12 protein-coding genes are annotated in these 15000 nt (G+C 71.4%); 11 read left to right on the forward strand and 1 reads right to left on the reverse strand.

The window, feature by feature from the left end; all coding sequences use genetic code 11:
• Positions 1-293 precede the first annotated feature (293 nt).
• The 7 genes from AC0699_RS31720 to AC0699_RS31750 all read left to right on the forward strand — a co-directional run bounded on the left by AC0699_RS31720 (position 294) and on the right by AC0699_RS31750 (position 8572).
• Positions 294-683, forward strand: a complete 390-nt coding sequence (locus tag AC0699_RS31720; RefSeq protein ID WP_478667327.1) for a PPOX class F420-dependent oxidoreductase — start codon at positions 294-296, stop codon at positions 681-683.
• 96 nt (positions 684-779) lie between these two features.
• Positions 780-2261, forward strand: coding sequence for a UL36 very large tegument protein (locus AC0699_RS31725; RefSeq protein WP_478667329.1), 1482 nt, complete (start codon positions 780-782; stop codon positions 2259-2261).
• Positions 2262-2429: 168 nt separating this feature from the next.
• Positions 2430-3272, forward strand: coding sequence for a nitrilase-related carbon-nitrogen hydrolase (locus AC0699_RS31730; protein ID WP_453663788.1), 843 nt, complete (start codon positions 2430-2432; stop codon positions 3270-3272).
• Complete coding sequence (locus AC0699_RS31735) at positions 3269-4576, forward strand: aspartate aminotransferase family protein (protein WP_478667331.1); 1308 nt, start codon at positions 3269-3271, stop codon at positions 4574-4576. Before AC0699_RS31730 ends, AC0699_RS31735 begins: the two co-directional genes overlap by 4 nt.
• An 18-nt stretch (positions 4577-4594) precedes the next feature.
• Positions 4595-5998, forward strand: coding sequence for a dihydropyrimidinase (gene hydA / locus AC0699_RS31740; protein ID WP_478667333.1), 1404 nt, complete (start codon positions 4595-4597; stop codon positions 5996-5998).
• A gap of 10 nt (positions 5999-6008) precedes the next feature.
• Positions 6009-7010, forward strand: a complete 1002-nt coding sequence (locus AC0699_RS31745; RefSeq protein ID WP_478667335.1) for a TIGR03842 family LLM class F420-dependent oxidoreductase — start codon at positions 6009-6011, stop codon at positions 7008-7010.
• Positions 7011-7042: 32 nt separating this feature from the next.
• On the forward strand, positions 7043-8572 hold the full coding sequence (locus tag AC0699_RS31750) for an NCS1 family nucleobase:cation symporter-1 (RefSeq protein ID WP_478667337.1): 1530 nt from the start codon (positions 7043-7045) through the stop codon (positions 8570-8572).
• 179 nt (positions 8573-8751) lie between these two features.
• Here the strand turns inward: AC0699_RS31750 and AC0699_RS31755 are convergent, their stop codons facing one another.
• A complete protein-coding gene (locus AC0699_RS31755; protein WP_478667339.1) occupies positions 8752-9546 on the reverse strand; it encodes an SDR family NAD(P)-dependent oxidoreductase in 795 nt (264 codons plus the stop codon).
• A gap of 56 nt (positions 9547-9602) precedes the next feature.
• Between AC0699_RS31755 and AC0699_RS31760 the strand changes: the two genes are divergently transcribed.
• From AC0699_RS31760 to AC0699_RS31775, 4 genes are all read left to right on the forward strand, one after another.
• Positions 9603-11030, forward strand: coding sequence for an amidase (locus AC0699_RS31760; protein ID WP_478667341.1), 1428 nt, complete (start codon positions 9603-9605; stop codon positions 11028-11030).
• The gene (locus AC0699_RS31765; RefSeq protein ID WP_478667343.1) at positions 11027-11623 is read left to right on the forward strand and encodes a TetR/AcrR family transcriptional regulator; all 597 of its coding nucleotides are present in this window, start codon (positions 11027-11029) and stop codon (positions 11621-11623) included. Before AC0699_RS31760 ends, AC0699_RS31765 begins: the two co-directional genes overlap by 4 nt.
• A 340-nt stretch (positions 11624-11963) precedes the next feature.
• Positions 11964-13205: a serine hydrolase domain-containing protein gene (locus tag AC0699_RS31770; RefSeq protein WP_478667345.1), complete on the forward strand. Its 1242-nt coding sequence runs from the start codon at positions 11964-11966 to the stop codon at positions 13203-13205.
• A 73-nt stretch (positions 13206-13278) separates the two neighbouring features.
• Entirely contained in the window at positions 13279-14922 is a 1644-nt protein-coding gene (locus tag AC0699_RS31775; protein WP_478667347.1) for an FAD-binding oxidoreductase, read from the forward strand.
• Positions 14923-15000: the final 78 nt, after the last annotated feature.

Below are 15000 nucleotides of genomic sequence, written 5' to 3' on the forward strand. Positions count from 1 at the left end.
CGTCCTGCGCGGCGACCGCCGGCTGTACCCGGCTGTGGCGCGGCGACCCGGCCTCGGCCGGCGGCGCGATCGCCGGATTCCGCGTGCGGGAGCTCACGAGGACCGCGTGCGACGAGAAACCGCCACGCGTCGCATACGAACGCCCCCCGCTCGGCTGCTCACTCCTCGGACCGCTCACTGCTCGGCCGCTCACTGCTCGGACCGCCCGACGCCGGCGGCGCCTGATTACGGGCCCAGGTGGCCGAGACGGCCGAGGCCTGCCGGTGCGGCGCGGCGGGGCGTAGTCTCGCGCCGTGGACCTCCAGGAGCTCAACCGTGCGAAGTACATCAGCCTCACCACTTTCCGCAAGGACGGAACGGGCGTCGCGACACCCGTGTGGTTCGCCGTCGAGGGCGGTGAGCTGTACGTCTGGACCCGCTCCGACTCATGGAAAGTGAAGCGGCTGCGCAGGGACAGCCGCGTCACCGTGAGCGCGTGTGACGTGCGAGGCCGGGTCGTGGAGGGTGCGCCGTCCGCGCAGGGCACGGCGCGGCTGCTGGGCGACGCCGACATGAAGCGGGTCAGGAAGGCCCTCGCCGGCAAGTACACCTGGCAGTTCTGGCTCGTCGACCTGCCGGCCGCCGCCGTACGGCTCGGCAAGCGCCCGCACACCGGCATCGCAGTGACGCTCGGGTCGTTTTGAGCTGTCCGCCCCGCCGACGAAAACTACGCGTAGCCGAGCCGTAACACGACTGAGGTCGAATGCCTACGGACCGTAGGCGGAGGGCGGGCAGACGTCATGGTGCATCAACTCCCCGTGGAAGCAGGGGTGTTCGCGCAGTACCTGAGAGAGCTGACGGAGCGGCTCGACCGGGGGAGCGGCTGGTACGGGGTGTTCTGGCAGCGCGACCCCGACGGGCTGCTCGCCTGCCTCGACGGCGCCGAGCTCCCTCCGTGGGACGTGGTGGAGTCGCTGCTCCACGACCTCGCGGGCGACGACGGCGAGACCGTGCGCGCCCGGGCGCTGCACACCGCCGCGGCCGCCGCGCACGACCGCCGCGGGGGCGGCCGGGAGGCCCTTCAGGAGCGCCTCGAGGGGATGCTCCGTGAACAACTGCACGCGGCGGACCGCGGTCAGGAGCTCCTGCGCCGACTGGCCGCCCTTCCCGAGGGCACCTCCGAGTACCAGCGCCTCGCCCACGACCTGTCCTGGACCAACGACGACCACACCCGTGCGACGGCTCGCTGCGCGGAACTGTCCGCCCGCCTCGCGGCCCTGGCGCCCGCTGCCACGGCGCCGGAGTGGGCCGACGGGGCACCGCACACCCCGGGCGGCCACGCAGGAGCGGGGCCTGGCGCGCAGCCGGCATCGGCGTTGCCCGGGTCACTGCCCGACTCGTGGTTCCGGCCGGGCGGCGGCGACGAAGACGCTCCGGCGGTGCGCGACGCCGGAACCCCCGACGCCGGACCCCCCGACGCCGCGGACGGCCCGTCGGACGGCGGCCGCGGTGGGGCGCGGAGGTGGCTCGGGGGGAAGCGGCGCCCGCGAGGGGCCCGGTATGCGTGGCTGGACGGGAACAGCGACGCAGGCGAGGGCGACGCCGTCGGCGTCCCCGTGCTGCCCGTTGCCGAAGAGCGGCCGCGGGGGGCGCGGTTCGGCGGAGGCGAGGACCGGAAGGAGGTGCCGCCCCAGCGCGTCGCACGCGGGCACCAGGGCGCGGGGCCGGGCCCAGGCGCGGACGCGGACGCCGAGGCGCGGCGCGCCGCCGGCCGGACCGTCGCCGCTCTCGTGCAGCTGCGCGCCGAGGGGCGCGGCGGTGAGGCGCACGCCGTGCTGTGCGAGGCCGCCATGGGCCCCGCCGCCCGGCTGCCGGTGCTGGCGGCGGAGCTGTACCGCGCGGGACTCGGAGCGGACTGGGCCACGCTGCTCTGGGAGGCCGCGTCGCTGCCGCCCGCGCAGCTCGCCGCCGCCGCCGGGGCGCTCGCCGCGGCCGGGAGGGCCGAGGACTGCGGGCATCTGCTGCGCCAGGGCGTCGCCCGCCCCGCCGCCGAGATCGCCGACGCCGTGCTCCTGCTCGCCGAGGCCGGCGACCGCAGCGAGGCGGACGCCCTGCTCGCCGCCTTCGTCCGGGCCCGTAGCCCGGAGGACGCCGCACAGCTCGCCGCTCCCGACCCCCGCGGACTCGTGCCGCAACTGCTCGTCGCGGCCCGCGGGGTGTCCCCCGACCACGAGCGCGATCTCGTACACGCCCTGCGTGTCGCGGGACTCATCATCGCCTGAAAACATACGGTATACGCTTGTATGTCGACCGCTTGAGTGCGAAACATGATCGACACTGCGGGTTGACGACGATGGTCTTGCCCCCGTGTGTGACGGGGCTTACGTTCTCCTCCTACGTACCGCGTCTACGTGCGTAGAGGCTCTGACGTCTTGTCGAAGGAGCAGCTCATGACCAATGTCGTACGCGCCGCACTCGTCCAGGCGACCTGGACCGGCGACACCGAATCCATGATTGCCAAACACGAGGAGCACGCCCGCGAGGCGGCTCGGCAGGGCGCCAAGGTCATCGGATTCCAGGAGGTCTTCAACGCGCCGTACTTCTGCCAGGTGCAGGAACCGGAGCACTACCGCTGGGCCGAGCCCGTCCCGGACGGCCCCACGGTCCTGCGGATGCGGGACCTCGCCCGGGAGACGGGCATGGTGATCGTCGTCCCCGTCTTCGAGATCGAGGGCACGGGCTTCTACTACAACACCGCCGCGGTGATCGACGCCGACGGCACCTACCTCGGCAAGTACCGCAAGCACCACATCCCGCAGGTCAAGGGATTCTGGGAGAAGTACTACTTCAAGCCGGGCAATGCCGGCTGGCCCGTCTTCGACACCGCCGTCGGCAAGGTCGGTGTCTACATCTGCTACGACCGGCACTTCCCCGAGGGCTGGCGCCAGCTCGGCCTCAACGGCGCCCAGTTGGTGTACAACCCGTCGGCCACCTCACGCGGTCTCTCGTCCTACCTCTGGCAGCTGGAGCAGCCCGCCGCCGCCGTCGCCAACGAGTACTTCATCGCCGCCATCAACCGCGTCGGCCAGGAGGAGTACGGCGACAACGACTTCTACGGCACGAGCTACTTCGTCGACCCGCGCGGCCAGTTCGTCGGCGACGTCGCCAGCGACAAACAGGAAGAACTGATCGTCAGGGACCTGGACTTCGGCCTCATCGAGCAGGTCCGCCAGCAGTGGGCGTTCTACCGGGACCGCAGGCCCGACGCCTACGAGGGGCTGGTGCGGCCATGACGCCTCTGCCCCCACCTGATGCCCGCCAGGCGTTGTACGGCCGGCACCGGGCCGTCATCCCCGACTGGGTCGCCCTCTACTACCGGCAGCCCATCGAGATCAGCCACGGCGAGGGCCGGTACGTCTGGGACACGGCCGGCAACCGCTACCTCGACTTCTTCGGCGGCATCCTCACCACCATGACCGCCCACGCCCTCCCCGAGGTCACCAAGGCGGTGAGCGAGCAGGCCGGGCGGATCATCCACTCCTCGACCCTGTACCTCAACCGGCCCATGGTCGAACTCGCGGAGCGCATCGCCGCCCTCTCCGGCATCCCCGACGCCCGCGTCTTCTTCACCACCTCCGGCACCGAGGCCAACGACACGGCCCTGCTGCTGGCCACCGCGTACCGCAGGTCCGGCCAGATCCTCGCGATGCGCAACAGCTACCATGGCCGTTCTTTCTCGGCCGTCTCCATCACCGGCAACCGCTCCTGGTCGCCCACCGGCCTCTCCCCGGTGCAGACGCTGTACGTGCACGGCGGCGTCCGCACCCGGGGACCGTACGCCCGGCTGTCGGACGCCCAGTTCATCGAGGCCTGTGTCGCCGACCTGGAGGATCTGCTCGGCCACACGCACGACGTCGCCGCGCTGATCGCCGAGCCCGTCCAGGGTGTCGGCGGCTTCACCTCCCCGCCCGACGGGCTGTACGCCGTGTTCCGCGAGGTCCTGGACCGGCACGGCATCCTGTGGATCTCCGACGAGGTGCAGACCGGCTGGGGCAGGAGCGGCGACCACTTCTGGGGCTGGCAGGCCCACGCCGAGAACGGCCCGCCGGACCTTCTCACCTTCGCCAAGGGCATCGGGAACGGCATGTCCGTCGGTGGCGTCGTCGGCCGTGCCGAGGTGATGAACTGCCTCGACGCCAACTCGATCTCCACCTTCGGCGGCTCGCCCGTCACCATGGCCGCCGGCCTGGCGAACCTCTCGTACCTGCTGGAACACGATCTGCAGGGCAACGCGCGCCGCGTCGGCGGACTGCTGATCGAGCGGCTGCGCGCCATCGCCGCCGCCGTGCCCGCCGTCCGTGAAGTGCGCGGCCGCGGACTGATGATCGGCATCGAACTGGTCAGGCCCGGCACGGACGAGGCGTCACCGGAAGCCGCCGCGGCCGTCCTCGAAGCGGCCCGCGAGGACGGACTGCTCATCGGCAAGGGCGGCGCACACGACACCAGCGTGCTGCGGATCGCACCACCGCTGTCGCTCACCGTCGCCGAGGCCGAGGAAGGCGCCGCGATCCTCGAACGGGCCCTGCGCGACCTCTAGTTCACGCGAGGGGAAACCATGACCAACCGCACCCTGATCCGCGGCGGACTCGTCATCACCGCCGCCGACGAGACGCACGCCGACGTACTGATCGAGGACGGCAGGATCGCCGCCCTGGCCGCGCACGGCTCCACCGCGGCCGCGAGCTGGACCGCCGACCGCACCATCGACGCCACCGGAAAGTACGTCATCCCGGGCGGAGTCGACGCACACACCCACATGGAGCTGCCGTTCGGCGGGACCTTCGCCTCCGACACCTTCGAGACCGGCACCCGCGCCGCCGCCTGGGGCGGCACCACCACCATCGTGGACTTCGCCGTCCAGTCGATGGGCCACGCACTGCGCGAAGGGCTGGACGCCTGGTACGCGAAGGCCGACGGCAACTGCGCCGTCGACTACGCCTTCCACATGATCCTCTCCGACGTCAACGAGTCGACGCTCAAGGAGATGGACCTCCTCGTCGAGGAGGGCGTTACCTCCTTCAAGCTCTTCATGGCCTACCCCGGCGTCTTCTACAGCGACGACGGACAGATCCTGCGGGCCATGCAGCGCGGCGCCTCCAACGGCGGGCTCATCATGATGCACGCCGAGAACGGCATCGCGATCGACGTGCTCGTCGAACAGGCCCTGGCGCGCGGCGAGACCGACCCCCGCTACCACGGGGAGGTCCGCAAGGTGCTGCTGGAGGCCGAGGCCACGCACCGCGCGATCCAGCTCGCCCGGGTCGCCGGAGCGCCCCTGTACGTCGTCCATGTCTCCGCCGACGAGGCGGTCGCCGAGCTTGTCGCCGCCCGCGACAAGGGACTTCCCGTCTTCGGCGAGACCTGCCCGCAGTATCTGTTCCTCTCCACCGACAACCTCGCCGAGCCCGGCTTCGAGGGCGCGAAGTACGTCTGCAGCACCCCGCTGCGGCCGAAGGAGCACCAGGCCGCACTGTGGCGGGGGCTGCGCACCAACGATCTCCAGGTCGTCTCCACCGACCACTGCCCGTTCTGCTTCACGGGCCAGAAGGACCTCGGCCGCGGCGACTTCTCCAAGATCCCTAACGGGCTGCCGGGCGTGGAGAACCGGATGGACCTCCTGCACCAGGCGGTCCTCGACGGACATCTCACCCGGCGCCGCTGGATCGAGATCGCCTGCGCCACGCCCGCCCGGATGTTCGGTCTCTACCCGAAGAAGGGCACCATCGCGCCGGGAGCCGACGCCGACGTCGTCGTATACGACCCGCACGCCGAGCAGACCCTGTCGGCCGAGACCCACCACATGAACGTGGACTACTCGGCCTACGAGGGCAAACGGATCACCGGACAGGTCGAGACCGTCCTCTCGCGCGGCGAAGTCGTCATCGACCAGCGGGAGTTCACCGGCCGGGCCGGCCACGGCGTGTACACCCCCCGCTCCACCTGTCAGTACCTGAACTAGGAGGCCCCCGGTGGACTTCGGACTCGTGCTGCAGACCGATCCGCCCGCCTCGGCGGTCGTCGGCCTCATGCGGCGTGCGGAACGCAACGGCTTCCGCTACGGCTGGACCTTCGACTCCGCGGTGCTCTGGCAGGAGCCGTTCGTCATCTACAGCCAGATCCTGGAACACACGCAGAAGATGCACGTCGGCCCCATGGTCACCAACCCCGGGACCCGGACGTGGGAGGTCACCGCCTCCACCTTCGCCACCCTCAACGACATGTACGGCAACCGCACCGTCTGCGGCATCGGACGAGGCGACTCCGCGATGCGGGTCGCCGGCCGCAAACCCAACACCCTGGCGCGTCTCGGTGAGGCGATCGGCGTCATCCGCGATCTCGCCGAAGGCCGGCAGGCCGTCGTCGACGGACAGCCGCTGCGGATCCCCTGGGTCCGGAACGGGAAACTGCCCGTGTGGATGGCGGCGTACGGACCGAAGGCGCTCGCGCTCGCCGGACAGCAGGCCGACGGCTTCATCCTGCAGCTCGCCGACCTGTACCTCACCGAATGGATGGTGAAGGCGGTGCGTGCCGCGGCCGCCGACGCAGGACGCGACCCGGACGCGATCACGATCTGCGTCGCCGCGCCCGCCTACGTCGGCGACGACCTGGCGCACGCACGCGACCAGTGCCGCTGGTTCGGCGGAATGGTCGGCAACCATGTCGCCGACCTGGTGTCCCGCTACGGCGAGCACTCGGACATGGTGCCGGAGGCGCTGACCGCGTACATCAAGGAGCGGCACGGCTACGACTACAGCCATCACGGCCGGGCCGGCAATCCGTCCACGGACTTCGTGCCCGACGAGATCGTGGACAGGTTCTGCCTGCTCGGCCCGGCGTCCGCGCACATCGAGAAGCTGACGGCGCTGCGCGAGCTGGGCGTGGACCAGTTCGCCGTCTACAACATGCACGACGCGAAGGAAGCGACGATCGACGCGTACGGCGCCGAGGTCATCCCTGCGTTCAACCGCTGAAGGGCACCCGCCACTGCTGAAGGGCCAAGGCCATGACCGCGACCGTTCCCCCGGCCCCGTCCGACTCCGACCAGATGATCGACGCACAGGGCCGGGTGGAGCTCGCGCCCGGCGCGGTCCCCGACGAAGGCCGCTTCGTCAACGGCGATCTGCTGCCCGTACCGGTCGTCCGCCGCCACTGGACGACATACAACTTCGCCGCGCTGTGGGTCGGCATGGCCCACAACATCCCGTCCTGGCTGCTCGCCTCCGGGCTCGTCGCGCTCGGCATGGACTGGAAACAGGCCGTCTTCACGATCGCGCTGGCCAATGTGATCGTGCTGTTCCCGATGCTGCTCACCGGGCATGCCGGGCCCAAGTACGGCATTCCCTTCCCGGTGCTCGCGCGCGCCTCGTTCGGACTGCGCGGTGCCAACCTCCCGGCACTCATCAGGGCGGCGGTGGCCTGCGCCTGGTTCGGCATCCAGACCTGGATCGGCGGCCAGGGCATCTTCGTTCTGCTCGGCACGATCTTCGGCGGCTGGACGAAGGCCGCCGAGATCGCCGGCCAGCCCTGGACCCTGTGGCTCTGCTTCATCGTCTTCTGGGCGATCGAACTGGCCATCATCTACCGGGGCATGGAGACCCTGCGCCGGTTCGAGAACTGGGCGGCGCCGTTCGTCATCGTCGGCGCGCTGGTGCTGCTGGTGTGGATCGCGATCAAGGCGGGTGGCTTCGGTCCGCTGCTGGACCAGCCCTCCAAGCTCGGCTGGGGCGAGGACTTCTGGCCCGTCTTCTTCCCCTCCCTCATGGGAATGATCGCTTTCTGGTCCACCCTGTCCCTGAACATCCCGGACTTCACCCGCTTCGGCTCCGGACAGCGCGCCCAGGTCTGGGGCCAGACGCTGGGGCTCCCGACGACGATGACGCTGTTCGCGCTGCTGTCCGTGTTCGTCACCTCCGGCTCCCAGGCCGTGTACGGCGCGCCGGTCTGGGACCCGGTCCAGCTCGCCGCCAAGGCCGACAACGTCTTCGGGCTGCTGTTCGCCCTGGTGACGGTGCTGATCGCGACGATCTCGGTGAACATCGCGGCGAACGTCGTGTCACCCGCGTACGACCTGGCGAATCTCGCGCCGCGTTTCATCAACTTCCGCACCGGTGCACTGATCACGGGAGTCGTCGGCGTCCTCATCATGCCGTGGAAGCTGACCGAGACCCCCGAGCTGTACATCTTCACCTGGCTCGGACTGGTCGGCGGTCTGCTCGGCACGGTCGCGGGCATCCTCATCGCCGACTACTGGATCATCCGCCGCACCCGCCTCGCCCTGGCGGATCTCTACCGGCCGCACGGGCGCTACTGGTACGCCGCAGGCTGGAACTGGCGAGCCGTCTGCTCGTTCGCGGTGGGCGGCGTACTGGCGATCGGCGGCTCCCACTCCGCGCCCGGCAAGGGACCCTTCCCCGAGGAAGGACTCATCCCCGTCCTCAAGCCCCTCGCGAACTACGGCTGGGCGGTGGGGCTCGCGGCCGCGATGCTCCTGTACACCCTGCTGATGCTGCCTCACCGGGCCCGGCACCGCTGAGCAACCGGCTCAGGCGCCCGGACCAGCCGCTCCCGCAGCCGGTCCGGGTCGCCGTGGCAGGACGCGCCGTCGACCCGCCGGATGCGTCTCGAAGTCCCCTGTGAATTCCCGTACTGCGAATATGCGGCCGACCGTAACAGCGGCCACTGACACTCCCGCCCGCCCCGCGGACGAGGCGGTCAGCGGCTGTCGCGCTGCGCCTCCACGATCCGGCGGATGGTGCGGTCCGCGCCGCTCGCGCGCCGCTGGACACGTTCGGAGAAGCCCGGGAACTGGCCGCCGATCGCGGTGAGGACCTTCATCTCGACCGGGGCGACATTCACTTCGGCCCGGTCCTGTTCGATGGAGCGGACGACACCGGCGACGACCTGGCGCGGCGAGACCGTACGCAGTCCGGCCGGTGCCTCGGCGCCGGTCGCCGCGAACATGCCCGCGTCGCGCACGAAGCCGGGCTGGATGAGGGAGACCCCGACACCGTGCTCGTGGAGGTCCTGACGCAGCGCGAGCGCGAAGCCCCGCAGACCGAACTTGGTGGCGTTGTAGAGGGCGGAGCTCTTGGTCGCCGTCTTGCCCGACATCGAGCCGACGAACGCCAGATGGCCCCGGCGAGCCTCGACCATCGCCGGGGCGAGGAGGCGGGCCAGCATCGCCGGAGCACGGAGGTTGACCGCGAGGGCCCGGTCGATCTGGTCGGGGGTGTAGTCGAGAAGCTCGCCGCTGGACGGCAGGGCGGCGTTGGCGATGAGGATCTCGGTACCCGCCGCTTCGCGGGCGAGCCGTTCGACATCGTCGGGGTCAGCCAGATCGGCGACGATTCCGCGGGCGTCGAACGCCTTCACGAGAGGTTCGAGGGCGTCGGCGCGGCGGCCCGTGAGGATCAACCGCGCGCCGCGCGCGGCGAGTTCGGCCGCCAGCGCGGCGCCTATACCGCCGGTGACACCCGTGAGCAGAACGGTTGATCCGGTGATGCGCATCTGGTTACCCTCCAGTTCTGTTCGTTCGAACGAACGATAGGGAGCCGAAGGTGGCCATGTCCACAGCAGATTTCTCAGGACTTGCCGAACAAGCACGGAAGTTGACCGAAGGCCAGGTCACAGCGGTGGAGCTGGTGCAGGCCTCGCTCGAACGCATCGAGGCGAGCCAGCCCACCCTCAACGCCTTCCGGCACGTACGGGCGCAGGAGGCGCTCGCCGAGGCTGAGAACGCCGACCGGCGGCTCGCGGCGGGGGAGAGGCTGCCCCTGCTCGGCGTCCCGCTCGCCGTCAAGGACGACACCGATGTGGCAGGGCTGCCGACCTTGTTCGGCTGCCGCGGCGAGATCGCGCCGGCGACCGCCGACGGCGAAGCCGTACGGCGACTGCGGGCGGCCGGTGCCGTCATCGTCGGCAAGACCAACTCCTGCGAGCTGGGCCAGTGGCCGTTCACCGAGGGCCCCGCCTTCGGCGCCACCCGCAACCCGTGGTCCACGGACCACACTCCGGGCGGGTCCTCCGGCGGCTCCGCGGCCGCCGTCGCCGCCGGACTCGTCCCCGCCGCCCTCGGCTCGGACGGTGCGGGCTCCATCCGGATCCCCGCCGCCTGGACCCATCTCGTCGGCATCAAGCCGCAGCGCGGCCGGGTCTCGCTCTTTCCGCACACCGACGCCTTCCAGGGCCTCGCCGTCAACGGCCCGCTGGCGCGCACCGTCGCCGACGCGGCGCTGCTGCTCGACGTCGTCCAGGGCCCGCACCCGGAGGATCTGCACCGGCCGGAGGCCATCGACGCCTCGGCCGCCGCCCGCCGCGACCCGGGCCGGCTGCGGATCGCCCTCGCCTGGCGCCCCCCGCTCACCCTCACCGGCGCCAAGCCCCACCCCGAGGTCCGCCGCGCCGTGACCGAGCTCGCCGAGGCCCTCGCCCGACTCGGCCACCATGTCGAAGAAGCCCGCCCCCGCTACGGGCTGATCGGCATCGGCTTCGTCCCCCGCGGCACGGCGGGCGTCGCCGAAATCGCCGCCCTGCACCCCGAGCCGGACCTGCTCGATCCGCGCACCCGCACCGCCCTGCGCAACGGCAAGCTGCTCGGCGGCCGGATCGTGCGCGCCGCCCGCGCCCGCGAGGTCCGCCAGCACCGCCGCATCGGCGCCCTGTTCGACACGTACGACGTCATCCTCACCCCGACCACCGCGGCGCCCCCGCCGCGGGTCGGCACCTTCGACGGGCTCAGCACCTGGCGCACCAACGCGACGATGGCCGCGGCCTGTCCCTACGCCTGGCCGTGGAACGTCCTCGGCTGGCCCGGGGTCAACGTCCCCGCCGGATTCACCACCGAGGGCCTGCCCGTCGGCGCCCAGCTGCTCGGTCCCGCGGGCGGGGAGGAGCGGCTCATCTCGCTGGCCGCCCAGCTGGAGGACGAGCGCCGCTGGTACGAGCGCCACCCCGACCCCTTGATCACCTGGAGTGCGCCGGTGGAACAATGACGCGCATGTCCAGCGAGCCCGCCGCGCCAGCCGTCCCGTCCATACCTCCGACGCGCCGGCGCATCATCGGTGCCGTCCTGCGCATCATCGGCCAGGACGGCATCGCCGCGGTCACCAACCGGCGGATCGCCAAGGAGGCCGGCGTATCGCTCGGTTCGGTCACGTACCACTTCACCAGCCAGCACGAGCTGCTGCGTGAGTCGCTGCTGCACTTCGTCCGCGAGGAGACCCGGCGCCTCACGGCACTCGCCGACGCCGGCGAGGCCGACGGTGTCGATCTCGACGGCGCGGCGGCCCTGGCCGGACAGGTCGCGGACGGCACCGTCTTCGACAGCGAGCACATCGCGCCGTTCGAGCTGTACATCCAGGCGGGCCGCGACGAGCGGCTGCGCGAAGCCGCCGCCGAGTGCTTCACCGCCTACGACCGCCTCGCCGCCCAGATCCTCACGGCTCTCGGCGTTCCCGATGCCGAACGCCTCGCTGCGACCACCGTCGCCCTGGTCACCGGCCTCCAGCTGCGTCGCCTGGCCACGGGCTCCCCGGCGGAGGACCTCGCGGACGCGCTGCTCCTCCTGGTGCGGGGCGCGGGCTGAGCACGGGACCGGGCGGGGCGAACGGCGCAACGCCGGCCGGCGGCCGTCCCGAACCATGTCCTTTCGTCAGGTGGTCCACGTAAGGCCGGCGGAGGCGTGCGCCTCGTTCCGGCCACGCTGCCACGCTGCCGAACGGGTCAGTGCCGGGCCGGGTCTCGCCGTCGGATGCATGACCGCGACGTACGTTGTGCTCGGCACGCGTCTCCTCTCGGCGCCCTTCCGGGTGCTTGCGCGCCGTCGCCCGACCTCACGGCCGAAAGAGACACCTGGGATGGCACCTGAGACGGCACCTGCGCCGGCACCTGGGATGGCATTTGGCATGGCATTGGGGATCTTCTGCATGCGTGTGCGGCGCCTGTTCGCGGCCAGGGCCCCCGGCCGGATCGCGGCGGCTGCACTCGCTGCCGCGGGGCTGCTGGCCGTCACGGCGTGCGCCGGCACCTCCACGACGGCCCCGCCGGCCGCGGCGGCTCCGACGCCCTCTCCCGGTGCTTCGGTCCGCGCACTGACTCCGGCCGTGTCGGCGCAGCTCGACAAGGCCGTCACCCGGACGATGCGCCAGGCGGGTGTGCCCGGCGTCATCGTGGGGCTGTGGATCAAGGGAAAGGGCAGCTACGTCCGTGCGTTCGGCGTCGCGGACAAGAGCAGCGGCGCCGCCATGTCGGACGGGCTGCGCATGCGGATCGGCAGCGAGACGAAGACGTTCACCGTGACCGCCCTCTTGCGGTTGGTGGACGAGGGGAAGGCCGGTCTCGACGACCCGGTGTCGAAGTACGTGCAGGACGTCCCGGGCGGCGACCGGATCACCCTGCGCCAGCTGGCCGAGATGCGCAGTGGGCTGTTCTCCTACAGCGAGGACCCCGATTTCGACAAGGCTTTCCTTTCCGACCCCAACCGGCCGTTCACGCCGCGGCAATTGCTCGACTACGCCTTCAGACATCCGCCGAGTGCCGAGCCGGGGAAGAAGTTCGAGTACTCCAACACGAACCTGATCCTGCTCGGCCTGGTGGTGGAGAAGGCGAGCGGCCGGCCCCTCGCCGACTACATCAAGCAGCAGGTGCTGCAACCGAGTCACCTGGACCACACGCTCTTCCCCACCGGGGCCGAGTTCCCGGATCCGCACGCACACGGCTACACCAACCAGACGCTGAACGGCGAAGTCGCGGATGCGACGGACTGGAACCCGTCATGGGGCTGGGCCGCCGGAGCGATGATCTCGGACCTGGCCGACCTCCGCGCATGGGCGCGCATCGTCGCGACGGGCACCCTGCTCCAGCCCGCCACCCAGGCACGGCGACTGCGGACGCTGCCCACCGGCTATCCCGGGACCGGATACGGCCTCGGCATCTTCACCAACCACGGCTGGATCGGGCACAACGGTTCTCTGCCCGGCTACCAGTCCGTGACGGTCTACCTGCCATCGGCGAACGCGACTCTGGTCGTCCTCAGCAACACGGACATCCCTTACCAGGGCAACGAGAACAGCACGCTCTTCGCCAAGGCCATCACCACCGTCGTGACCCCCGGCAACGTCTACGACCTGCCGCCCACACCGCCCACCTCGGCGTCCCCCTCGCGCTGACGGGAACCACCGCTCACGAGAGAAGCACCGTCGACGGGAACCGCCACCGTCTCCTCGTCATCCTCCCGACCGGATGTCGACGGAAGGCGAGGACAGGGCGATGGGCGAGACGGCGCGGCGGGGCAGCGGGGCGGAGACGGGCGCGGGGGCCGCGGGGACCGGCAGGTTCACCCGTCGCGTCCTGCTGGGTGCGGGAGTTGCCGCCGGCGCGGGCGTGGCAGCGGGCGCCTGGGCGGCGACCGCCTCCGCCGGCCAGGCGGCCCAGGCGGCCCGGGCGCCCCGTCCGCCTCGGGCCGGTGACTGGGCCGCGCTGGCCCGCGGGCTGGACGGAACGCTCGTGCGGCCCGGCGACCGCGACTACGACACCGCGCGCAAGCTGTTCAATCCCCGGTTCGACGGGGTGCGGCCGACCGGGATCGCGTACTGCGCACGGCCCGAGGACGTCCGCAGCTGCCTGGAGTTCGCCCGCCGCCACCAGGTGCCCGTCGCGGTGCGCAGCGGCGGCCACTCGTACGCCGGCTGGTCTTCCGGGCCCGGCCTGGTCGTCGACGTACAGAAGATGGCGTCCGTCTCGCTCTCGGGGGGCACTGCGACGGTCGGAGCCGGCGCCAAACTGATCGACGTGTACGACCGGCTGACGGCTCGCGGGCGGACCGTACCCGCCGGGTCCTGTCCCACCGTGGGCGTCTCCGGACTCGCCCTCGGCGGCGGCATCGGCGTCGTCAGCCGCGCCTACGGTCTGACGAGCGACAGCGTCACCGGCGCCCGCATCGTCACCGCCGACGGCCGGATACGCAACGTGGACGCCCAGCACGACCCCGATCTGTTCTGGGCGCTGCGCGGCGGCGGCAACGCCCAGTTCGGTGTCGTCACCGAGCTGCGGCTGCGCACCCACGCGGCGCCGCAGTGCACGACGTTCTTCCTGAGCTGGCCCTGGTCCCGGGCCGAAGCCGTACTGCGAGAGTGGCAGCGCTGGGCTCCGACCGCGCCCGACGAGATCTGGGCGAATCTGCACCTGTCCGCTCCGGTCGGAGGACAGCCGGGATCGGTGCGGGTCGGCGGCCTGAGCCTGGGCCGCCGCGGAGACCTCGAGAACAGCCTCGACCGCCTCGCCGACGCCATCGGCGCGCCCGCACGGTCGGTGTCCGTGCGCACCCGGCCGTTCATGGACGCGATGAAGGTGATGGGCGGCGTCTCGGGCTTCACCATCGCCCAGGCCCACCAGCAGGGCAGTCTGCCCGGCCGTACGCCCCAGGGCCGGGTGGCGCGCGAATCGTACGCGGCACGCTCGGACTTCTACACCCGGCGCATCCCGGCCGACGGGGTGAAAGCACTGCTCGCCCGGGTGGAACGGCTCGCCGGGCTCCACGGAGGCGGCGCGGGCAGCATCGCGCTGGACGCGCTGGGCGGCGCGGTGGGGCGGGTACGGGCGGCCGACACGGCGTTCGTCCACCGCGACGCGCTGTTCCTGGCCCAGTACATCGTCTCGTGGCCGGACAACGCCTCCGCGACCACCGTGGCCCGGCACCAGGCCTGGCTCGACGGTACGCACGGGGCGATGCGGCCCTGGGCGAGCGGCCAGGCGTACCAGAACTACACGGACCCCAAACTGCGGGACTGGCGCCGGGCGTACTACGGCGCGAACGCCGACCGTCTTGCCCGGGTGAAGACGTCGTACGACCCGGGGCGTCTGTTCCGCCACCCCCAGGCCTTCTGACAGAGAGAACCGAAGAAGAGAACCGAAGAAGAGAACCGAAGAAGAGAACAGAGGGAGGTGTGCACGGGCACCGGGACC

Source organism: Streptomyces sp. NPDC043870 (assembly GCF_056435785.1).